This is a genomic window from Paenibacillus sp. Soil750, from assembly GCF_001428045.1.
GTDB classification, from domain to species: domain Bacteria; phylum Bacillota; class Bacilli; order Paenibacillales; family NBRC-103111; genus Paenibacillus_E; species Paenibacillus_E allorhizoplanae.
The window spans coordinates 1-23,609 of the sequence record NZ_LMSD01000017.1 but is presented as its reverse complement, the minus strand read 5'-3'; the positions used below and the strand labels follow the sequence as shown (position 1 = coordinate 23,609).

Sequence of the window (23,609 nt, the reverse complement as noted above, 5' to 3'; positions counted from 1 at the left end):
TTGTCTAAGGTGATTTCCAAATTTCTGAATTTGAAGCTGCGCACGAAGTTTCTGTTGTCCTTTTCAGTGATGATCTTATTAACCGTGCTGATGATTAGCATCGTTAATTACTATGTATCTGTAAGCGTAATCAAACAGAATACATCGGTCTTCTCTCAATATTTAATTGAACAAATTGGGATTAACCTCGAGAAACGAACCAAGGATATCGAGGAGCACGTATTCCAACAATTCCGCAATTCCACGCTCAATACGACGCTGGGCATTTCTGAAGACGCAAGTGAATCAGATTTGTATATGAAAAATAAGGTGATTAGTGAATTCATGAAAGATTTAGTATTTTCCAAAGATGATTACTTGTCGGTCATGGTCATCGATACGGCAGGCAACCCCTTCGGATTCGAACGCAGTGCAACCCAGAACTACAATAAACAATTGATAAATCTGGACGTTGAGATGATTAAAGATAAGCGTGGTCGCACTTCCTGGGTTCCGGGAAATAGCAACGTTATCTTCATGGAAAAGGCTGTATATGACGTTACGTCTAGCCGTTATGTGGGTATCATTATCGTCGGTGTGGATATTAATCTGATCGGCAGTATTTACACGAATGTGGACGAACTTACGAAGGGGAACATCGTCATCCTAAACGAAGTACTCGAGCCGCTGTTGTTCGATAGGCTTGTTTCCGAGCCGACTCGCTATTTCATCGAAAACAAGATGTACGCTCAAAAGCCCAGTCCCAATGAAGGTTTTCAATTTGAAGGGCAAACGTACATTTCTACTATAATTTCAACACCTTATGACAAGTGGATGATTGTCCAAGTCATCGCTGTCAACGAATTAACACGTGGCACGGAAGTCATCAAGTTTTGGACATTGAGCACCATTCTTATTTCACTATCCCTGGCGTTCATTCTAGCAGTGGTTATTTCTAGAAACATCACAGGTAATGTTCGACTGCTGCTCCAGAGTATGACTCACTTCTCCGTAGACTTCACCCATAAAGTGATTGTTCCCAGAAGTAGAGATGAGGTAGGGCTGCTTGCGGAGAAATTCAATTCGATGGCTCAGAAGATCAGCGAGTTAATCCACACCGTCTATGAGGAGAAGCTGCTTAAGCAAAAAGCGGAATACCGCACGCTGCAGTTCGAATATAAAGCGCTGCAGGCGCAGATTGACCCCCATTTTCTCTACAATACGCTAGAGTCCATTCATAGCTTAGCCAAGCTGCGTGGCGACGAACAAGTCAGTGAAATGATCTACCTTCTCGGCAAGCTGCTGAGAGAGAGTATTAGCAAGAAGGGGGATATTATCTACCTGCAGGAAGAAGTGGACTATATTAGGAGCTATTTATCTATTCATCAAATCATCTATGGCAATCGAATAGAAGTTAATTATTATTTTGACACGAGCCTGATGGCCTTTAGAGTTCCTAAATTCATTCTGCAGCCACTCGTAGAAAACTCAATCAAGCATGGCATTGAAGAGAAAGTAGGTAAAGGGATTGTCAGTATAGGCTGCTGGATCAAGGAAGACGTTCTATATCTCGAAGTATCCGATAATGGCGTAGGCATAGATGAGGAAACGAAGGAACACTTGCTCAACCCGCCTGAGCACTCGAAACTGAAACAGAAGGATAAGCATACGAACGTCGGGATCATCAGTGTGCACAAGCGGATTCAAATCTTATTTGGAGAAGCATACGGCTTAAGCATTATGAGTGAAATGGATCAGGGGACAACGATTCGGATTCGTCTTCCCATCCTAACGGAGGAGAGCTCCAAATGACATACAAAGTAGTGGTTATAGACGATAAGCCGTTGATTCGGCAAGCAATTGTGCAAACGATCGCCTGGGATAAACTGAATTGTACCGTAGTCGGTCAAGCGGAGGACGGAATTGAAGGTAAACGGTTAATTATGGAGCTGCAGCCAGATATTCTTGTGACCGATATCAAAATGCCCGGCTTAAGCGGGCTGGATTTGGCTGAAGGGATGAGTAAGGACCTTCCAATGGCTAAGACAATCCTAATTACCGGTTACCAGGATTTTGAATATGCGAAGAGGGCTGTTCGACTCGGTGTATTCGATTTTATCGTCAAACCGATCAATTACGATGAGCTAAGCCAAGTAATCGGTAGCGCTGTATCCGAGATCGATTCCAAGCGCAAGGAGAATGAGAATACGGTCAAGATTGCGTCTGCTTACGTCGAGTTGGAGAAACAACATATCGATTCTATACCCTCACTTAGAAGCAAGCTAATTGGTGATTTGATTACAGGAACAGACGATATGGAAGAACAAGTGAAGAAACTTGAAATCCTGTATAGCCGATACCTTGTGCAAATTGTTCGTCCAGAAAATAGAAGGGGGCAGTCTGGTGAAACGAACGCAGTCAAGATTAAGCAACAGATGCAACTCCGTCTAACGGAACAAGCGCATAGTCTAGCTGCCAAGCGTGATTTCTATGTGATTGAGTCTCTGCGGAATAACGATCTCATATTTGTATGTCTATTCTCCAAGGTATTGTCGCAAAGGGAGCTCAGAATGAAGCTGCAGAGCTTCTGCAATGAGTTTATTGATATGGCTAAAATGAAGGAGCAAATTTCCTGTCATATCGCGGTCAGTTCTGTGTATAAATCACTTCTTGAGCTGCCGGAGGCTTTCCGGGAAGCTTCTTCGATTATGGATTCAAGCTTTTTCCGGATGGAGGAAAGTGTGTTATTCCCAGATCATAGCCAGCAAGAGAAGGAGCTAGGGAAATTCTCGATTATTCAGGATTTGGAGCAGTTCAACCAAATGTTGGAGGACAAATCCAGCGAAGAAGTGATTGCTTATTTGGAGCGTTTTCTACAACAAATTACTGCTTATAGTGAAGGGAATATTCTTGTCGTGAAGGGCTTGCTCTCTGAAGTTTGTCTTGCGGTGGCGCGCTACTATTTCCGTGTAACCGGCGATGAGTTCGGTCTTGGTAAAAGCATCGACCAAATTCTTGAGGATGTATATCGGCTCACGAGTATGAAGGAAGCTTCTACCTACCTGACAACGTTTATTGGGACGATTAAAAAGAAGCTTGAAGGCGGGGATAAGGTATATAGCCTTGTTGTAAAGAAGGTCATCGATTACATCAACAGCCATATCGCCGATACCATTAACTTGACGTCAACCGCTGAGCATTTTGGTCTGAGCTCGAGTTATCTAAGCAGGTTGCTGCGTACAGAAACCGGTATTAATTTCGTGGATTTGGTATCTAAGGCTCGGATCGAGACCGCCAAGCGTCTGCTCATGGATCCCAAGAATAAGGTGAATGAAGTAGGCGAAATGGTAGGGTATAAGGAATACGCCTATTTCTATCAGGTTTTTAAGCGGCTTGAAGGTCAATCGCCGAAAGAATACAAGAACAGAGGTAAAGAAATCTAATAAAAAGGTAAGATTCTCGTATGTAAACTGCTAGGCGTGTGCGTTACATTATGGTTATAAGCACTTTATAGTGCGTATTGGGAGGTGCTTACCATGACTATCGCGCAAATACAGCGGCAAGAGATAGAGATCATGATTCATAAAGTCATTAGTGGGATGAAAAATCTGGAGGCAACAATTCAGGAAGACACGCCAGTCAGCATCATTACAATGGATAAATGGGACTGGTCCCAGGGAGTCGGCTTGTTCTCCCTCTATTTGTATTACAAGGAAACCCAGAATCGTGATGTGTTTACGTATTTAACCGATTGGTTCGACAGTCGGATTCGCGAGGGGCTTCCACAGAAAAACGTTAACACGATGTGTCCCCTGCTTACACTAAGCTATTTGTACGAGGAAACGCGTAATCCAGAGTATCTGCGGATATGTGAAGAGTGGGTTAGTTATGCGGCTGATGAGATGCCCCGTACGCCTGAGTTTGGGATTACGCACGAGACGATCGACAATGCGAATGAAGGTGAGCTGTGGGACGATACGCTCTATATGACGGCGCTGTTCATGGGCAGAATGGGCATTTTGTTGGCCAAAGATCACTATGTCCAGGAAAGTATCCGTCAGTTCCTCGTCCATCTTAAATATTTGACGGATAAGAAAACGGGACTATTTTTCCATGGTTGGAGTTTCAAGGAGGGGCATAATTTCGCGGAAGCGCTCTGGGGTCGCGGTAATGCGTGGTACACGGCCGGGTTGGTCGACTACCTAGATATCGTTAAGATCCCGCTAGGTGTGGAAGTATTTCTGCTTTCTTCGCTAGAACGTCAGATTCAGAAGCTGACTGAGCTGCAAAGACCGAGCGGGATGTGGACGACACTGCTGAACGATCCGACATCCTACGAGGAAACCTCAGCAACTGCGGGTTTTGCATATGGCATTCTGAAGGCTGTTCGCAAAGGTTATATCAGCGAAGTCTACAAAGAAGTCGGGTTGAAGGCACTGCAAGCGGTTATGAATAAGGTTGACGCTAAAGGAGCCGTTCACGGCGTATCTTACGGAACGCGCATGGGGCGTACGTTACAGTTTTATCGCGACATCCCGCTATGCCCGATGCCCTACGGGCAATCCATGACGCTGCTGATGTTGGTGGAAAGCCTTCATCATGTCGACTGACTGTTGGTTGGAAGCGAATGTGGATAAGTGGGAGGTATATAGATGATCATTGGGAAAGAAATTCACAAATATCGGGATGCGATTACGGCTGGTATTTCCGAACTTGTACAAATAAGAAGCATCATGAGCACCCCGAAGCCGGGAAAACCGTTCGGGGCTGGCGTCGATCATGCTTTGAAATATATGCTCCGATTGGCTGAATCGTTAGGGTTCGAAGTGACCGACGTGGACGGGTATGCAGGTCATGCCGAATACGGACAAGGGGAGGAAATCGCTGCAGTGCTTGTTCATCTGGATACAGTTGAAGAAGGAGAGGGATGGACGTTCCCGCCATTCGGCGGTCTCATCGAGAATGGCAAGATTATCGGAAGAGGTGCGTCCGATAACAAAGGACCAGCTGTAGTCGCCTTGTACGCGCTGAAAACGCTAATGGATTTGGGCATTACCGGCAGTCGCCGTCTCCGCTTGATCTTCGGTACGAACGAGGAGAGTGGCATGAAAGACCTCGACTACTATTTCGAGAGGGAACAGCTTCCGGTTATGGCATTTGCGCCTGATGCGGGCTACCCTATTTTCAATGTGGAAATGGGCAGTATGAACGTGGTGTTCTCAAGTGCGCAAGAACCGTCTTCCACGAAACCGCAGCTGACGATCTTATCTCTGAAGGGTGGAAACATGCTTACACTCATTCCGGAGACCTGCACGGCGTCGCTGTCTCTGGCTCTCCTTACTGACAGCCAGGTGGCAAACTTTCTCGAAGCGGTTAACCTTGAGGTGAACATGTCGTTCTCATACGACAACAATGGCAGTCTGGTGTTAACAGCAGGAAGCGAGTTTCTGGCAGACAGTCCAACAGGATCACGTAATGCAATAGCGAATATGGTTGCCTTCCTGAGTGGGCAAGGACTGACTACCAATTGGGACAACTTTTTGCAATTCCTTAACAGTAAGATTGGCGCCGAGAAAGGCGGACAGTCACTCGGAATTGCTTGTAGCGATAGTGTGTCAGGTGCGTTAGTCGTTTATTTGCGCACCATTTCCTGTGATCTCCATCGTGCGGAAGCACTATGTAATATTCGGTATCCAGTTAGCCATGATGGCGCTGGTATATTATCTGCGGTTGAGGGTCTAGCGGGCAAGGCTGGCATCCATATTGAGTTGACGCGACATCTACTTCCTGTGTATGTGCCAGAGACCCATCCGGTCATTGTCCGGTTAAGCCGCGCTTACAAGAAAATGACCGGTGATAAAGCCGTGCTGCTACGTATGGGCGCCGGCACCTATGCTCGTAAATTGCGAAACAATGGTGTCGCATTCGGTGCGGGGCTGCCTGGGGGCGTCGATACCCGTGTCCATCAAGCAGATGAGTTCATCTTTATTGATGACATGATGAAGCATGCAGAAATTTGCTTACAGGGCATGTATGAATTATTGATCGATTAACAGAAAGTAAGAGAGATAAAACTAAAAGTAAAGAAAACTAATAAAAAGTAAAATTTCTAGCATGTCAATCATTTTCGCAAGGCAGTACACTTGCAACATACCTAGAAGAATAGGCTGTGCAGTGAGTTTATTTATTAGTATAGAAAACGCTTTCAGTTGTGGGGTTAGCATTTGGAGAAAGGAGCAGGGGTATGGAAGTACAATCTCAGAAACGCCATGTAATTGCACAGACGGACAGTAAACCAAGAAACGCTTTTACAAAAGAGCTGTTCAAAAATTACGATTTGTACTTACTGCTTGTCCCGGGCATTATTTTCTTCTTTGTATTTTGTTATATTCCTATGTTCGGGCTTGTCGTTGCTTTTAAGGATTATAACATCTTCAAAGGGATCTTTGATTCGGATTGGATAGGGCTGCATCATTTCAGGGAGATGCTGCAGATTCAGGATTTCTATAGGATCGTCCGCAATACGCTGCTACTTAACGTGCTGGGTCTCATTGTGGGATTCCCAGCTCCAATTATTCTGGCCTTAATGCTGAATGAGATCAGAGCGAAATATTTCAAGAAAATATCGCAATCGCTTCTGTATTTGCCTCACTTTATGTCATGGGTCATCATGGGCGGGATTATTTATAATCTGCTTTCCCCGAAATATGGGATCATCAATAGTATGATGAGATTCATGGGAATGGAAGAGATCTATTTCATGATCGAAGAGACCTGGTGGGTCATCGTCTACACATTGTCCAGCGTATGGGCAGGAGCGGGCTGGGGAACGATTATTTATCTTGCAGCGATGACAATGATCGATCCTTCTTTGTACGAAGCAGCTGTCATGGATGGTGCAGGTAGATGGAAGAAAATCGTGCATATCACGCTGCCGGGAATTATGCCAACGGTCATTATCCTGTTGATTCTCAATATCGGTCATATGGTATCTATCGGTTTCGAGCATCCTTTTGCCTTACAGAATCCTGTTGTTACGAATATCTCAGAGGTAATTAGCACATACGTTTACTCTTCGGGGATTAAGCAGGGACAATTCGGCATTACGACGGCCATCGGGATGTCGCAATCCATCATTAATCTTATTCTTGTGCTTGGTGCGAATTATTTTGCCAAGCGACTGGGTAAGGAAGGACTTTGGTAAAATTCGATTGAGTAGGAGAGTAGAGATATGGCGATTACTGCACACAAACATGGAAATAGACGCAGCTTATTCGGCAAGTATTCAGGATGGGACGTCAGCTTTAACATCGTTAATTATACCCTGCTCATCCTATTTACCTTCATTTGTATATTTCCCTTCATTAATACATTAGCTAATGCCTTTAGCAGCAGTCATGCCATACAGACGGGTAAAGTAGTGCTTTGGCCTGTCGATTTTCAGCTTGATGCGATGAAATCGGTCGTTACAGATTCCAATATTATCAGGTCGTTAGGGGTAACGATCTATATCACGGTAGTCGGTACTGCACTTAACATGCTCTTCTCGATCACAACGGCGTATCCCCTTTCTAGGAAGGATTTGAAGGGCCGCAAATATTTTATGAATTTCATGATTGTGACCATGGTTTTCAGTGGCGGTATGATTCCCAGTTACTTGTTGATCAAGTCGTTAGGGCTGTTAAACAGCTTATGGGCGTTAATGCTTCCAGGTTTAATCAGCGCCTTTAATGTGATTATCATGAAATCCTTTTTTCAGGATCTCCCTGAAGAGCTGCGCGAGGCGGCCGTCATGGACGGCTGTGGCAATTTGCGATACTTAGCACAGGTGGTCCTTCCCCTATCCGGCGCCGTATTGGCAACAATCAGTCTGTTTTATGCGGTCGGTCATTGGAACTCCTATTTTGCAGCAGTCTTGTACATCGACGATTCGGCGCTCTATACGTTACAGGTGAAACTGAGGAACATTTTGCTGCTTGCCCAGATGGATACCTCTTTGGAAACGATGCAATCGTTGGATAATCTCAATGTCATTGAGGAGTCTCTGAAGGGAGCCACGATTGTCTTCGCCACGGTTCCGATTCTCATCGTATACCCTTTCCTGCAAAAGTATTTTGTGAAAGGGTCGTTCCTCGGATCTGTTAAAGGATGAAGCATACAGCTGTATAACAAAAAAACTATTAAAATGTCAAAATTATCGAATAGAAACGCAGAATGAAAGCGCCTATATTTACATTGCAAGCGCTTAAGTAAAGTGTTATCTCAACAAGATATGGGTGAAATCCCAGTTCAACGAGTAGGTCTGCAAATGAAAACTAGGGAGGAAGCAGTATGGTAAAGGTATTTAAAAAAGGGGTATTAGGAAGTATGACTGTGATGCTCATGCTTTCGGGTTTCTTGGTTGCTTGTTCCAAGGATGAGGGAGCTAGCACAGCAACAACTTCACCTAGTGGCAGTAACTCAGCGACACCTAGCAAAGAACCTGAAAAACCAGCCAAAATCCGTGTCACCTTGTGGGACCGCGCCAATGCGCCAGAGGGTCAGAACCTGGGCAATAACTCGATTATTAAATATGTGATTGATGAAACGAAGAAGGTTGGTCTCGACGTGGAATTCGTTTCCCTGCCTAGAGCACAGGAATCGGAGAAACTGAACGTATGGATGGCTTCTGGCGAAGCTCCTGACGTTATTCTAACCTATTCCATGGATACGATCTTCAAATATGCTGAACAAGGTGGATTATGGGAGCTGGATACCTATCTAGCCAAGTATCCAGACTTGATTAAGAATAACAAACTAGCGCTTGACCAAGTGGGCATGTACAAAGGTAAGCGATATGCGATTCCTGCTTTGAAGGCAAACACATACTCCGGTCCTAACATGAAGATTCGTAAAGACTGGCTTGATGCGTTAGGGATGAAGAATCCGACTACGAACGAAGAACTCTATCAGGTATTGAAAGCCTTTAAAGAGAAAGATCCGGGCAACGTAGGCAAAGACAAAGTGATTCCATGGGCGCTCCCTGCAATCAACCAATCTATGAAAGCCTTCTATTATGGTCCAATGTTTGGCTTCGGTGTCAATATGGATGGTCCAAGTAATCAGTTCTATGCACCAGATGGCAACTATAAGAATGGTGTCTTCACATCAGCGGTTGCTACGCCTGAAGGAAAAGCCTATTACCAATGGATGAACAAAGTGTACAAAGAGGGACTGATCTCCAAGGAATTCGTCACCGATGTGAACTCTCAGCAATTTACGCAACAGGTTAACAGCGGTGTTGCCGGCTTCGTCGATTCCAACGACACACCTTGGAACCTGAATGTGAGTACACGTAAATCGGTCCCAACAGCCAATTGGGTACCTGTAGAACCATTTAAACGTCCAGACGGAACTCAGGTGATGTCAAAGGTATCGGATTTTTCCATGCTTGTCGCAGTTCCGAAATCCAGCAAGAATCCGGATGCTGTCATGAAGTATCTGAACTGGATGGTTCAACCGAAGAATCTTGCGACCGTACAAAGCGGAATTGAGGGAGTAAACTGGAAGGATGACGGCGGTGTTAAAGTCCAGATTGATCCTGAACTGAATAAGAAAACCACGTGGGTATCTCTGGCGGGAGACCTTGCCATTGTTCAACAAGGGGGACCAGCATTAAACAAAGAACAACTCCTTAAGTCAGTAGCGCTCTCACTTCCGGACGATAAGCAGCGAGAAGAATATGCCAATTCATTCGTTACTTACTATGATATTTTCAAGAAATTCGGCAAACCGAACACAGTGATTGACTCACCTCGACCTGTAGCTCTGAAGACCGTAGCAGTCATCGAGAAAAGCCTGTATGAAGGGATATCCAAAGTGATTATTTCTACGGATTTCGAGAAGACGTATGCGGAGATGCTTGGCAGTTGGGAAAGAGCTGGAGGAAAAGATTACGACAAAGAGATTAGCGACGCTTATAAAACGATGAAGAAGTAATAAGGCAGTTGCATGTAGGGGAGCGAACCGATATCTGGTTCGCTCCTTTGTTTTTTACTATACCCGCATGATCGTAGGGTTATTCTGGTTTGGGCAAATGCAGTAGCTCCGCAAGCTGTGCAGCCAAGAATACTGGCGTGTAGGGTAAATCATTGCGAAGCCAGAAGACAATTGTACCAATGATAGCTGAGGAGCCGTACCAGATTGTGATATCTTTCTTAACCTTCAGATTGACAGTTGAGGACGCTTCTAGCTTGTCCATGCGAATCGTGATAAAATCAGCGATCAGCTTCATAAGCCGTTCCGTGAAAACAGGAATACGTTTGGAAGCAAGAAGAACTTTATAGAAATTTGAATTTTCCGCGATATGTTCAAGCATATTCAGGAGGATCTGAATAGTAAAACCAGGTGGGTCAGGAGCTTCCTGAAAGATCGCTTGGATTTCGTTAATCATCTCTTCAGCCAACTTATCAATCATATCGGGAATGTCTTTATAATGAAGATAGAAGGTGACGCGATTTATCGTCGCTCGCTCCGCAATGCGATTCACGGTGATTTTCTCAACTTCAAGCTCCTGAAGTAATTCAATAAATGCTTCTCGGATCAAAAGCCTCGTGCGAAGCACGCGGGGATCTATTCGTTGTACTTTTGTTGACATAATAAAGCACTTCCTTCCTCGGTTAGGATAGACGACAAATTCTGCGAGATTTGTGGATTATGTATGGAGTAGACGACAAATTTATTAGAACTGTAAACTAATAAACATTTATAAAAAAGCTGTTGCTTGTGAACATGAGGATTGATGACTATAATACTATTTACATCGAGTTTATTATACAACACATTGTCAATTAGTTAGAAATTGAATTTGAAAGGAATATGTGAAATGAGTAAAATTGCTGTATTTGATCCTAGTTCCATTAAGAAAGGTCCCCTATTATTCGTTATGATTCTGGGGGCATTCATCGCCGTTCTGAATCAGACGATTATGAGCGTTGCTTTACCGCCACTCATGGTCGAATTCAATATTGCCGCTTCAACAGGACAATGGTTGACCACTGGTTATATGTTGGTTAACGGTGTTTTGATTCCGATAACTGCGTTCCTGATGCAACGTTTTACGACGCGGGAGCTGTTCCAAGCGTCCATGATTATTTTCCTCATTGGTACCATTGTATCAGCTGTGGCGCCAGGCTTTGAGGTATTGTTGACGGGTCGTCTGATTCAAGCAGCTGGGGCAGGTATTATCATGCCGCTACTTATGAATGTTATTTTGACGATCTTCCCGGCAGATAAGCGTGGTGGAGCTATGGGCATGGTTGGATTGGCAATCATTTTTGCCCCTGCTGTCGGTCCTGCTCTTGCTGGTTATATTTTGGAACATTATTCGTGGCGTACTCTTTTCTACGGTATCATACCTATTGTTATTGTCGTCATTGCTGTTGCTTTTATCTATCTGAAAAATGTCTCTGAACGTCAATATCCCAAAATTGATATGTGGGGTGCCATTCTTTCAACTATCGGATTCGGTTTCCTTCTTTACGGTTTCAGCAGTGCTGGTGGCAAAGGCTGGTCCAGTGCGGAAGTTATCGTATCTATTATTGTTGGTGTAGTTGCCTTAATTCTATTTACATGGCGTCAACTAGTTATCAAAGAACCACTATTAGATCTTAGAGCTTTCAAACACAATATGTTTACCCTGACTACGTTAATTAACATTGCAGTTACCATGGTTATGTATGCCGATATGATGCTGCTTCCGTTGTATTTGCAGAATGCTCGCGGCTATACCGCGTTGGAATCAGGTATTCTTATGCTCCCTGGCGCATTGCTTATGGGCTTGATGATGCCAATAGCTGGTAAGCTGTTCGATAAATTCGGAGCGAAGTGGTTGTCCATTATCGGTATGGTTATTACGATCGTAACCACACTTGGATTCATCAATTTGACGGATTCTACAAGTTATACCTATTTAGTTCTCATGTCGACAGGTCGACGCTTCGGGATGGCGCTATTCTTAATGCCGATCACGACGGCGGGACTCAATCAATTGCCTGCAAGGCTGAATGCGCATGGTACTGCGATATCCAATACCATCAAGCAAGTGGCGGGTGGCGTTGGTACGGCACTATTGATCACCGTTATGACGACTAGAACCAAATCTCATGTCATCGAGTTAATGACGGCTGGTAAAACAGCGACGGCTACGAAGGAAATGATTAAAGAAGCATCTATCCAGGGGATTAATGATTCTTATCTCGTTATTATAGGTATCGGGGTTGTTGGTTTGATTCTTTCCTTCTTCATCAAACGTGTAGGTCAAGCAGAGGAAGAAGAAACAGAAGTTGCTACCAATCGCAAACCAGTTAGTGCTTCGTAAGACAAATAGAAGTCTCTCGATTAAGCGCAGTACGCTCCTTTGGAGTGTACTGTGCTTTTTCTTTTTGATCTAGAGGGATGTCGAACATTTGTGTATAATGAGACAAGTTGACGACGGACCCGACTTTTCTGAGACTGAAAGGTCAAGAAGTACGTGGAAGGAGTGGAGATAGGTTGTTGGTTCGGAAGTTTAAAATAGCATGGTTCTCGAACGTCCGTAAGGATATCCTCGCGGGGATAACGGTTGCCTTAGCGCTGATTCCCGAGGCTATTGCTTTTTCGATCTTAGCGGGTGTGGACCCGATGGTTGGGTTGTACGCTTCTTTTTGTATTGCAGTTACGATATCTATTGTAGGCGGGCGCAGAGGAATGATTTCGGCTGCAACAGGGGCAATGGCTTCGTTGATGGGACCTGTCGTGGCGAAATACGGGATCGAGTATTTATTCGCCGCGACGATACTTACCGGGGTTCTCCAGTATGTGATGGGGCTTTTGAAATTTGGCAGATTCATTACATTTATCCCCCATTCGGTCATGACGGGATTCGTGAATGCATTGGCGATCATTATTTTTATGGCGCAGTTCCCCAGCTTCCAAGGGGCGAATTGGCAAATGCTGCTGATGATTGCTGGTACACTTGCCATTATCTATATATTGCCGAGATTCACACAGGCGGTCCCCTCACCGCTCGTGGCCATTATTGTGATGACAATTATTTCCATGAGTCTGCATCTAGATCTTCGGACCGTAGGGGATATGGGCAAAATCACACAAGAGCTGCCATTTTTCCATATTCCACAAATTGATTTGTCGTTAGAGCTGGTCTGGCGTATGCTGCCGTTCTCCTTAGCACTTGCGGTTGTGGGTATGACGGAATCCCTGATGACGGCCACGATTGTAGATGAAATGACGGAAACGAAAAGCGATAAAAATAAAGAGGTAAAAGGCCAAGGGATCGCGAATGTGGTCTCAGGGTTGTTCGGCGGGATGGCAGGCTGTGCCATGATCGGGCAAACTGTTATTAATGTGAAATCCGGAGGGAGAGCACGGTTATCGACGTTCGTATCTGGAGTGTTTCTGCTCTTCCTTATACTTGTTCTCGGCGATGTTGTTCGGCAAATTCCGATGGGTGCGCTGGTAGGCGTGATGTTCATGGTGTCCATCGGGACCTTCGATTGGAGCTCGGTTCGAACGTTAGCTAGAATTCCGCGGAGCGATGCCTTGATTATGATCGTGACGGTTGCTATCGTGTTGGCTACTTCAGATTTGGCAATAGGTGTTGTATCGGGTGTGCTATTAAGTGCATTGGTGTATGGCTGGCGATCCGCAAGAATCAAGGCTCACGTGAGTATGGAGAAGAATGGTTCCAAAGTGTATCGGATAACGGGACAGCTGTTCTTCGGTACGATGGCACATTTTGTAGAGCTTTTCGATTATAAAAATGACCCGGAATACATTGTCATCGACTTCAGCTCTTCGCATGTATGGGATCATTCCGCAGTGACGGCGATTGCCAAAGCCATGCAAAGATACGAGCAAATCAATAAAACCGTAACGATTATTGGCTTGAATGCGGAAAGCAAGCATCTGATGGATCGAGTCGGACCACTGCAAAACTAGGCCTTTCAATGAGGGGTGAGAATTACGTTGAAACATCGTCTAAGGGCACTCGCTGAGTATGCCGCATCATTCATACATGTTGCATTAATAGGTTCATTCATCAAATGGATTTTCTATGGAAGCCTAGTCGGCATTGTGACAGGTTCGGCTTCTGCGCTGTTTCTAGCCAGCTTAGACCTTGTTACCGAGAAGCGATTGAACCATCCGTGGTTGTTGTTCCTTTTACCTCTGGGCGGGGCGCTGATGGCTTATGTCTATCTGAAAATAGGCAAAAATTCGGGCAGGGGGAATAACCTGATCCTCGAACAGCAGCATAATGGCAAGGAGAAGATTCCCTTTCGTATGGCACCTTTGGTGCTGGCAGGGACACTTGTCACGCATCTATTTGGCGGATCAGCAGGTCGCGAAGGGACGGCTGTTCAAATGGGGGGAAGCTTCGCCGAATGGATCGGGCGCATCTTCCGAGTGGACGAAGCTGATCGGAAAATCCTGCTCATGTGCGGCATTAGCAGCGGGTTTGGCTCTGTTTTTGGGACGCCGCTGGCGGGAACCGTCTTCGGCTTGGAAGTGGTCGCCATTGGGATGGTGAGGTACCAAGCGTTGATCCCCTGTTTTATTGCTAGCTTGGTAGCCCATCTCGTTACCAAGGCATGGGGGATTCAGCATATTCATTATGAGATGGGGATCGTCCCTGAGTTATCCACAGGGGTTATACTCAAGGTCGTGTTGGCGTCGATTCTATTCGGATTAGCCAGTATCCTATTTAGCGAGCTTACCCATGGGATGAAAAAGCTGTATACGCGGCTATTCGCGAGCCCGGTATTGCGAGCCTTTGTCGGCGGTCTTGTGATTATCGCGCTTGTTGCGGTATTCAGAACGAGGGACTATTTGGGGCTGGGCATTCCTTTGTTGCAGCAAGCTTTTGAAGAGCCGGTAGCTCATTTCGCCTTCTTATGGAAAACGGTGTTCACCGCGCTTACCCTCGGTGCTGGTTATCTCGGCGGGGAAGTAACCCCGCTGTTCGTCATTGGCGCTACGCTGGGCAATTCGCTAGCGGATCTGTTGGGGCTTTCCGCGCCATTCCTAGCGGCGCTGGGGCTGATCGCCGTATTCAGCGGCGCGACGAACACGCCGCTAGCTTGCTTCATCATGGGCGTGGAGCTGTTCGGCTCCGAGGGGATCCTTTACATGTTCATGGCGTGCATCGTGAGCTATTTATTCTCTGGCCACTCAGGAATCTACACGTCACAGCGAATCGGATTGTCTAAATCGAGAGGACACGCTGTGCCTGAGGGAGCCACCCTAGCTTCGATCAGGATGAAGAAGAAAGAATGAAAATAGGCCGTCCTGTAAAGTAGATGTTCTACTTCGGGGCGGCTTGTTTTTATTTGAAATCCTCGATTAGTCCGATTCTGCCGAACTATTTCCCACATTACTCGCGGGAGTGGTGTTTGGGCCGATTTAGTGGGGCTATTTCGGACTAATTGAGCTTTATTGGCGCGCGCGGTGAGATTAATTCGGCAAAAACGGACTAATCGGTGACGTGGGAGTAGTTAGGCCAGAGATAGTTTAAATAATCGACTAACGCGGGCGTAAGAGAGGCAAAAGCAGAGGAGATAGTCGAAATAATCGACTAACTCAGGCGTAACAGAGGCAAAAGCAGAGGAGATAGTCGAAATAATCGACTAACGCGGGCGTAACAGAGGCAAAAGTAAAGGAGATAGTCGAAATAATCGACTAACGCGGGCGTAACAGAGGCAAAAGCAGAGGAGATAGTCGAAATAATCGACTAACGCGGGCGTAACAGAGGCAAAAGCAGAGGAGATAGTCGAAATAATCGACTATCTCCTCTGCTTCACCAAACCTACGCCCATTTGGCTCGAAACGTTTGCGATGCCCTCTCAAGCAAAGGCTTGCCGTGGCCGAAGCAAGCGACATTGAACTCCGCCTTCCCTAGGCGGATTAAGTCCTGCTTCGCTCGTGCGAAGTTCTCGTGGCCGATGCTCCAGCCAAGGCCCATCATATTGGCCGCTGCATCCGCGGCGAACATCACGCCGCCTTGCTTCGGCAGCAGCAAGGCTAATTGCCCTGCGCTATGCGCGGGAGCAGGGATTGTTTGCAAACCAGCAGCGAAATCTAGCGTGTCATTCGCTATCAGATAGCCATCGATAGGAAAAGTTTCTATCGGCGTTTCTTTGATGAATAAACGGAACAACAGTTTATTCATGAGCCCAGGCGTTGCCGTCAGCGGACGCTGCGGCTGCCCCTTCTCTACGATCGGCGCATCCACTTCGCTGATATAGATCTTCACATGCGGAACCTCTCGCTTCAGTGCAGCTGTACTACCTACATGATCAGGATGACCATGCGTAAGTAAAATGATTTTCAAGTCAGGCGGCTTGTGGCCGATGGCTTGGATTCCCTCCAAAATTTTGGGAGCACATCCTGGTGTACCGGTGTCAATCAGAATAAGCCCATCCTCAGCTTGGATCAAGTAAGCATTAACGGTCCCAAGTGGTAACCAATAAACACCTGTAACAACTTGTTGAACTTTCATCTTCATTCCCCTCTCCCAAATAAAGATAACTAGTAACTAGCTGTAATAACCTTCGTTTATATTTAGTTTACCTAAATAATAGGACAGAGAAATACCTGGTTAATAAAATACCTAAACGAGGTCATTACCAATAAATGACCTCGTTTCAGGCTAGTTCTATCGCAGATAGGGTCAGTTAAGACTCCTTCGGAAGATGTGTATGGATCTTCTTCATCCAAACAAGAAGGAGTGACGATTCCTCTGGTGCTAAGCTATCTCTAAGATGCTGCTCCAACTCGGTGATCATGGCCATGCAAATGACGCGGTGAGCATCCCCGAATGTCCAGAGTATTTCAAGAACATTCACCTTTGAAGCTGTTAGTCCATACACGGCTAACTTCTGATCATAGAAGAGGTTGAAATCTCGAACGCATATTCCCTGCATTGAATTTACTTAGATTAGCCCTGTTAAGGAAGTGGATTCCAACGTGTGCGGCATGAATTTAGAAGCGCCTGATTTGAACAATCCTGCTAGAATAACGCAGTGCAAAGCAATAACCTCCTGCACCCATAAGGGTTTCGAAGGGGAATCAGGGGCAAAGGTATGAAACTCTTGAAGGGCCAATTGCTGAGCAAAAAGAAGGAAATCCTCACGTAAGCAATAGCGATCCTGTTCAAGCTCAACGGCTGATTGTTGAAGGGAATGAAGTCCTCTGCCGATACAAGCGAAAGTCTGTAAGGTAGGCGGCAGGCGACAAGACAGCCATTTGATACACAGTGCGATCTGCCTTTTGTTAGGGGCTTTCCGTAAGTTGAATTGATGATTCAGATCGAGGATACCGTTGGGAATGACATGGAGGGTTTCTAGTGAGGAGCTCAAGATATGTATATGGTTTTCCCCCACATGAATGATATCGAGATGGTTCGGGATTCCCGCAGCCCAGACAGGCTTCTTCAGAGCGACTATATGATCTTCTGTTCCATGCTCAGCGTACTCTGGGCTGTCAGCTAACAAATCGGATAATTCGTTCTTTTCTTGACCAAGCGTATCCAGCTTCCTCATGTACTTATCATTGTGCATTCGAATACCTCACCTGTAAGTTACATAGTTATAGTTACCGCCCGCGGCAGCGGTTCAGAATTCAAATGATAAAGGAATAATATTGGAAGGTCAACCCATTTTTTACTAATTTTAATAATAAAAGCAAAAAATAAGACCCAATCCAATCTTGGATCAGGTCAATATGTAATTGGCTTTTTAGATGACAAATTTATAGCCTACGCCCCATACGGTCTTAATATATTTTGGCTCTTTGGGATTGACCTCGATTTTCCTGCGCAAATTCGTAATATGTACATCAATCGCCCGCTCATTTATGTAGGAGTCGAATCCGCGTAATGCATTGATCAGGTCTTCGCGACGGTATACCCGTTCAGGATGTTCAACTAGCAATCGAATGAGCTCAAACTCGGAGAAGGTCATTTCGATTGATTCACCTCGTACGTGCAAGGTTCGTTTCTCTAAATTAATTTGGAGCTCCATGGCGGGAACGGTAATCCGTTGGCGTATCGGGGTAGGAGTAGCAAGTTGCTGCTCAGCGGGTAGTTCCTTTTTGAAGCGGCGTAATAGGACTTGGATGCGGGCCTTCATTTCATGCATACTGAATGGTTTGCATAAATAATCATCGGCACCAACGGTAAAGGCTTCGATTTTCTCGCTGACTTTGGAATTAGAGGAGATGATAATAATCGGAACAGGTGTTAGTCCTCGTAAGGAATTGCATAGCTCTGTACCTTCAAAGTCTGGAAGAATAAGATCAAGTAGAATCAGATCGGGTTGGAAATTGTGTAAGGCCGTTAGACCCTCCTGTCCATTGTGGCACCTGAGTACTAAGAAATCTTCCTCCTTCAGATACATGCAGATCATCTCACCGATAATATCATCGTCCTCAATTAATAGAACTCTGTCCATTAGAAGTTCCCCCTAACGCATAGTTTTCTAATTTGATATTCGTAAAAGTGATGAGGTGAGTGATGTTGCTAATATTTAGCTAATAATTCTATTATACGCTGTCGAATTTTAAGAGTAAACCGTTTTCATCTAGGAAATCCAAAAAAATGTTAGTAAAATATTAGCGAAAAGGAGGTGTGAAATTCATAAGATTTAAGTAAGTGTCCTAATAAGTGGAAAGTATACTGGTAGTATAAGTAAGAATGGCTTGAAGAGGTGGCGGAAAAATGAGTCTGATAGGCAGGCATAGAGTACTAGTAGTGAGTGAGTCGGAACAAACCGAGGGGGTCATTACGACCATCCTGAGGGAGGATGAACAGCTTATACTGTCAGGAGTTGTAGCAGATGGCAGTGCTGTATTGGCATATGTGTTTCGTGACAGGCCGGACTTGATTCTCATTGATATGGACTTGCCTGATTTATCGGGACTTTCGGCACTCCAACTCATCATGGACCATAGTCCTATTCCTGTAATTATACTGAGCACACTTACATCAGAAGGCTCGGCTCAAACGATCCAAGCGATGCGTTTTGGCGCAGTCGATTATTTTCATAAAGAAATGTTAGTTTCGGGACTTACGGGTGATGGGGTAGTCACCTATTTCCTCGAACGTTGCAAGCTTGCCATTCAAAATGGGGTAAAAGGCGTGTATCCCGCAAGCACACAATCTGACGGATACATGGATAGTTTGCAGCCTGGCGCTCCGTTAATCAATGGCGCTTTGCTGCAGAGACGGATGGATATTGAACTGTATCTCCGCCATGCCATCTCGAAGAACGAATTTAATCTGGTCTATCAGCCTGTCGTAGATATCAGTACGAATTGTGTTGTTGGATTGGAGTGTCTTCTTCGCTGGGACAATGCTTATGTCGGTTATGTCCCGCCTTCGGAATTCATTACGATTGCAGAAGAAAGCGGGCTGATCCACGAGATTGGGGAGTGGGTGCTGCGAGAAGCGTGCAGACAGAATCGGAAATGGCAGCTTGCGGGTCTTCCCCCCATGTTTGTAGCTGTCAATTTATCGCGTAAGCAATTCAATGATTGTCGCTTAAGTGGAACCATAGCAGCGATCCTGGAGGAAACCGGCTTAGAGCCGAAGTACTTAGAACTTGAAATTACAGAGAGCTTAAGTGTAGAAGCCAGACTAGCCGCGGATACATTAGGGAAACTCAAAGAGCTAGGACTCCGCATTGCCATGGATGATTTCGGTACAGGCTATAGCTCGCTTGGATATCTGCGTGATCTCCCGATGGATAAAATAAAAATAGATCAATCGTTTATTAAAGGGTTACAACACGGTCAAGTGAACGCGATTATCGTGAGCACGATGCTCGCAATGGCGAAGCAATTGAACCTTGCTGTGGTTGCAGAAGGCGTTGAAACTGAAGAGGAGCTGCAAGTGCTGCGCGAGTATGGCTGCTGCTTCGTTCAAGGCTATTATTATAGTAAACCAGTGGAAGTTAGACATATTGAAGAAATGTTGTATCAACTAGCCTAGATGAAATGATAGAATGATGAAGGATATGTGAAATGAGTATCCTCACTAGAGTCAGAAACGGGTTGGTGATTGCTCTGTTACGTGATTTGATTGTCAATTTTGCGTTAATAACGGTCTTTGTCGTAGTTGTGGAACATTTCTTTCTTGTCATGAAGCTTGATCAGAGGCCAACTTGGTTACATAAAGTTTATATCGGATTGGCACATGGAGCGCTTGTGGTTGTCTTGATGAATTTCAGTATTCAAATGGCACCACAGGTGAGTCTTAATTTCCGCGGTGTTGGTTTGCTGCTAGCTGCCTACATGGGAGGAATGCTTTCTCTATTCATTGCGTTTGCTTGTGCGTGGATAGCTAGGTTTGTCGTGGAAGGTGCGATTTCTTTGCCGATTTTGTTAATTGGCCTTGCAGCGATTGCGGGGACTGGCATCATTTTTGCCCAAGTAAAAGCGTATTGGATGAGATGGCTGTATGCGTCTACGTTCTTTTTTGTTTTTTATTATGCCATGGTATGGCTCGTATTCGGGACTTCACTGGATGTTATCTGGAAATACGTCAGCTATCAGTTCATGTGTGTTTTTGTAATCGCTTGCTTCATGCGCTATTTGCTTCGAAATCGGGAATATAAGGGGCAGATTCGGCAGGTGGAGGAAGAGCTGCTGGATATGCTGCGTTTTCAACCGGGATTCACGTTTAAGCTCCATAAGCACCGTGATGAATTAGTGTATATTGTGATTGAAGGACAGCTGCTGCAAATGCTAGGGCTGAAACCAAGTCAGTTTATTGGGAAGAAAATAAGTGAAGTGAATGTATTTAACGAATCTTTTCAGGCTCGTATCCAGCAATATTACGAGAGGGCTTGGCAGGGTGAACGTGTCAATTACGAGTATGACTACAACGGTTTTACAATCCTAGTCAGTCTACAGCCCATCTACAAAAATGGTTATGTGATTGAGTTGATTGGTTCTGCTTGTGATGTTACGGAGCAACGCGCTGCTTTAATTAAAGCAAGAACTAGAGATGAACAGTATCGGACTTTGGTAGAAAACTCGGAAGATTTCATATTTCGATTTCGATTGGATGGTACTATTGCCTCGTCCAATAGTAAGATGTATCTTACGTATCAGATGGATGCCGAGCACGTGAAAGGAAAGCTGCTTACGGAATTGGTCCAAATGGACGATACGGAGACATGGGAAAAAGGGTTCGAGCAAACCATTCTGGAGCGGAAAACGCAACAGTTCGGTATTCACCTCTTGCATCCGGATGGGTCCGAGCATGCCTATAATGTGACGTTATCACCGCTATTTACGGAAGGTGAGAAGGAAATTGATGGTGTGACGGGGACAGTCCACGATATTACGGATCTGAAGAAGCGGGAAGAAGCGGATCAGTCCAACAGGGCTAAGAGTCAGTTCTTAGCTAGGATGAGTCATGAAATACGTACGCCGCTCAACGGGATCATCGGTTTGTCTTTGCTTTTACAAAGGACAGAGCTAACTACCATTCAGCAGGATTATTTAAGCAAAATTGATTCCTCCTCTAACGTTCTGCTGGCTACGATTAACGATATTCTTGACTTCTCGAAGCTTGAAGCGGGTAAAATGTCACTAGAAACGGTAGATTTCTCTCTGGAGGCATCACTCCAAAAGGTAGCTGATCTTACGAGTGTATCGTTAGGCAAGAAGCGAATCGAGATTATACTCGAAACGTCGGAGGACCTGCCTGATCTCGTCAGTGGAGATCCATTTCGTTTAGAGCAGGTGCTCATTAATCTAACGAATAATGCCATTAAGTTTACTAAGAGAGGCTATTTGCGATTGAAAGTCGCGCTAGAGGAAAGGTCAGATGAGGGTTACTTACTCTCGTTCGCCATGGAGGATACGGGCATCGGAATCTCTAAGGAGCAGCTCTCGAAGCTCTTCGTTCCGTTCTCACAAGCAGATACGTCGATGAGTCGGCGATATGGGGGGACAGGCCTAGGGCTTGTCATCTGCCAACATTTAGTACAGTCCATGGGCGGTGTCTTGCAAGTTGAATCGACCCTTGGTCAAGGAAGCCGATTCTATTTCAACTTAATGCTAGGGAAAGCTTGTGCTGAAGAGGAAGTGCAGCCTACTATCGTACAGACGAAGCTTAGTTCTAGTCAGAGTCAGCGAATTCGGATTGCCGAAGATCATCCTCTTGTTGCTAAGCATATCGCTGAATTACTCGAAGCGATGCACTTGCAGACAGATCGCGTAGCGACAGCTTCGGAGTTGGTGGCTGCGTTAGAAAAAGATGCGTGGAACGACTCGCCTGTTGACTATGTGCTTCTCGATATGCAAATGGAAGATCTCGAGTATCAAGATGGGTTAGAGCGAGTGATCGCACCTATTGACCGTTCACGTACGAAGATAATCGCGTATACGACACTGGATGGCAGGGAATGGATGTCAGAGTTGCCAGAGGCTTTGCAAGCGGATGCCGTACTCGTGAAGCCAGTAAGCAGAGCCAATCTGAAACTGGCTATCGAGGGACTAGCTCAGAGGGAGTTTCGAACGGTAGTAGCGGAAACTGCTCCGATGGCTCACACGGAGGCGGAGCGGGCAAAGGAGTCCAAAGGGAACATTCTTGTGGTAGAGGACAATGAGATCAATCAGCTCGTTATCTCTGAGCAATTGAAGCAATTGGGCTATCATACGGTGATCGCACAGAATGGCCTTGAAGCTTTAGAATTAGCTGACAGCCAGCCATGGAAGCTGATTCTCATGGATATACATATGCCAGAGATGGATGGCTATGAGGCTACTCAGAAGCTGAGACAACGCAAACATTTGAATCTCGTGCCGATCGTAGCACTCACGGCGAATATGCTTATGCAGGATCGCATGCAGCTGCTGAAACTGGGCATGAATGATTTGCTCATTAAACCGATTACGGAACGGCAGCTGACAGATATGTTAGGGAAATGGAATCAATTGAGCTTGTTGAACCAATACCCAGGAGTGGGTGTGGAGCAATTGCTGCGGAATATTGATCAGAAGCTGCATATATTTCAGTATATGATGGAGAAATTTAAGCAGGATTATTCTAACTTCTATGATCAGCTGATCCCATTTATAGATGACGGGGAGCTTGTTGCCGTTAAAAGAAAGATCCACACCCTGAAAGGGATCGCAGTGAATTTCTATGCAGATGCGCTGGTGACGGAAGTACTCGCTATGGAAAAGGTGCTGGAGAATGGCATCCATCCAAAGGAAGTCTTACACATTCTGAAGCAAATTCAGCATGAGATCGACGCAATTCTTGGACAGGGCAACAGTCCCGCCATTGTGTTAAGTGAAGCACATTGAGCATGTAAAAAATGCAGACGAAGAGGCCTGATGTTGACGTTGATACCGAGTAAGACGGTCGACGTACATCAGGCCTCTATTTTTTGTTTCGTACATCTGCTTTGCTCCAGGCAAATTGATGGATTTTATACAGTTATATCTCAGGTTTTTCCGATTAAACTCGCTATAGATGGATAACTGCACTTAGAATTAATAGTGGACGTCTCTTAGTGTAGAAGTGATAATAATCTTAACTATTAACTAAGAGGTGTCTTTCCATGAGCGAATCAAGACAA

Annotated in this window: 17 protein-coding genes; 12 read left to right on the top strand and 5 right to left on the bottom strand. The window is 45.3% G+C overall.

From position 1 onward, the window contains the following. Window positions 1-9: 9 nt before the first annotated feature. The 7 genes from ASL11_RS18900 to ASL11_RS18870 all read left to right on the top strand — a co-directional run bounded on the left by ASL11_RS18900 (window position 10) and on the right by ASL11_RS18870 (window position 9,957). Window positions 10-1,791 (top strand): sensor histidine kinase, encoded by a 1,782-nt coding sequence (locus tag ASL11_RS18900; RefSeq protein WP_235550514.1) that lies wholly within the window; start codon window positions 10-12, stop codon window positions 1,789-1,791. Continuing rightward, the gene (locus ASL11_RS18895) at window positions 1,788-3,422 is read left to right on the top strand and encodes a response regulator transcription factor (RefSeq protein ID WP_056618101.1); all 1,635 of its coding nucleotides are present in this window, start codon (window positions 1,788-1,790) and stop codon (window positions 3,420-3,422) included. The genes ASL11_RS18900 and ASL11_RS18895 overlap by 4 nt, the downstream gene beginning before the upstream one ends. 93 nt (window positions 3,423-3,515) lie before the next feature. Beyond that, on the top strand, window positions 3,516-4,589 hold the full coding sequence (gene bglB / locus ASL11_RS18890; RefSeq protein WP_063795624.1) for a beta-galactosidase BglB: 1,074 nt from the start codon (window positions 3,516-3,518) through the stop codon (window positions 4,587-4,589). Between the two features lie 42 nt (window positions 4,590-4,631). Beyond that, complete coding sequence (locus ASL11_RS18885; protein ID WP_056618099.1) at window positions 4,632-6,032, top strand: Sapep family Mn(2+)-dependent dipeptidase; 1,401 nt, start codon at window positions 4,632-4,634, stop codon at window positions 6,030-6,032. Between the two features lie 191 nt (window positions 6,033-6,223). Next, complete coding sequence (locus ASL11_RS18880) at window positions 6,224-7,183, top strand: ABC transporter permease (protein WP_063795623.1); 960 nt, start codon at window positions 6,224-6,226, stop codon at window positions 7,181-7,183. 27 nt (window positions 7,184-7,210) lie between these two features. Further along, window positions 7,211-8,131: a carbohydrate ABC transporter permease gene (locus tag ASL11_RS18875; protein WP_082595589.1), complete on the top strand. Its 921-nt coding sequence runs from the start codon at window positions 7,211-7,213 to the stop codon at window positions 8,129-8,131. Between the two features lie 179 nt (window positions 8,132-8,310). Beyond that, window positions 8,311-9,957 carry an extracellular solute-binding protein gene (locus ASL11_RS18870; protein ID WP_056618094.1) on the top strand — a complete coding sequence of 549 codons (1,647 nt, stop codon included), beginning with the start codon at window positions 8,311-8,313 and terminating at the stop codon, window positions 9,955-9,957. 79 nt (window positions 9,958-10,036) lie between these two features. Here the strand turns inward: ASL11_RS18870 and ASL11_RS18865 are convergent, their stop codons facing one another. Beyond that, window positions 10,037-10,615: a TetR/AcrR family transcriptional regulator gene (locus ASL11_RS18865; RefSeq protein ID WP_056618090.1), complete on the bottom strand. Its 579-nt coding sequence runs from the start codon at window positions 10,613-10,615 to the stop codon at window positions 10,037-10,039. Between the two features lie 228 nt (window positions 10,616-10,843). Between ASL11_RS18865 and ASL11_RS18860 the strand changes: the two genes are divergently transcribed. The 3 genes from ASL11_RS18860 (at window position 10,844) to ASL11_RS18850 (ending at window position 15,291) form a co-directional block, all read left to right on the top strand. Then, entirely contained in the window at window positions 10,844-12,337 is a 1,494-nt protein-coding gene (locus tag ASL11_RS18860) for a DHA2 family efflux MFS transporter permease subunit (protein ID WP_056618087.1), read from the top strand. A gap of 176 nt (window positions 12,338-12,513) precedes the next feature. Continuing rightward, window positions 12,514-13,956 carry a SulP family inorganic anion transporter gene (locus ASL11_RS18855; protein WP_056618202.1) on the top strand — a complete coding sequence of 481 codons (1,443 nt, stop codon included), beginning with the start codon at window positions 12,514-12,516 and terminating at the stop codon, window positions 13,954-13,956. A 27-nt stretch (window positions 13,957-13,983) separates the two neighbouring features. After that, entirely contained in the window at window positions 13,984-15,291 is a 1,308-nt protein-coding gene (locus ASL11_RS18850; RefSeq protein ID WP_056618084.1) for a voltage-gated chloride channel family protein, read from the top strand. 529 nt (window positions 15,292-15,820) lie between these two features. Here the strand turns inward: ASL11_RS18850 and ASL11_RS18845 are convergent. The 4 genes from ASL11_RS18845 to ASL11_RS18830 form a co-directional block, all read right to left on the bottom strand. Continuing rightward, window positions 15,821-16,513 (bottom strand): MBL fold metallo-hydrolase, encoded by a 693-nt coding sequence (locus ASL11_RS18845; protein ID WP_063795627.1) that lies wholly within the window; start codon window positions 16,511-16,513, stop codon window positions 15,821-15,823. Window positions 16,514-16,688: 175 nt separating this feature from the next. Continuing rightward, a complete protein-coding gene (locus tag ASL11_RS18840; protein ID WP_157256973.1) occupies window positions 16,689-16,883 on the bottom strand; it encodes a hypothetical protein in 195 nt (64 codons plus the stop codon). 63 nt (window positions 16,884-16,946) lie between these two features. After that, a complete protein-coding gene (locus ASL11_RS18835) occupies window positions 16,947-17,573 on the bottom strand; it encodes a hypothetical protein (protein ID WP_056618074.1) in 627 nt (208 codons plus the stop codon). Between the two features lie 177 nt (window positions 17,574-17,750). After that, entirely contained in the window at window positions 17,751-18,464 is a 714-nt protein-coding gene (locus ASL11_RS18830; RefSeq protein WP_056618071.1) for a response regulator transcription factor, read from the bottom strand. Between the two features lie 266 nt (window positions 18,465-18,730). Here ASL11_RS18830 and ASL11_RS18825 point away from each other — a divergent pair, with 266 nt between their 5' ends. Together ASL11_RS18825 and ASL11_RS18820 are read left to right on the top strand one after the other, a co-directional pair. Further along, window positions 18,731-20,002, top strand: a complete 1,272-nt coding sequence (locus ASL11_RS18825; RefSeq protein ID WP_056618068.1) for an EAL domain-containing protein — start codon at window positions 18,731-18,733, stop codon at window positions 20,000-20,002. Window positions 20,003-20,034: 32 nt separating this feature from the next. Continuing rightward, on the top strand, window positions 20,035-23,334 hold the full coding sequence (locus ASL11_RS18820; protein ID WP_056618065.1) for a response regulator: 3,300 nt from the start codon (window positions 20,035-20,037) through the stop codon (window positions 23,332-23,334). The last annotated feature ends 275 nt before the right edge of the window (window positions 23,335-23,609 follow it).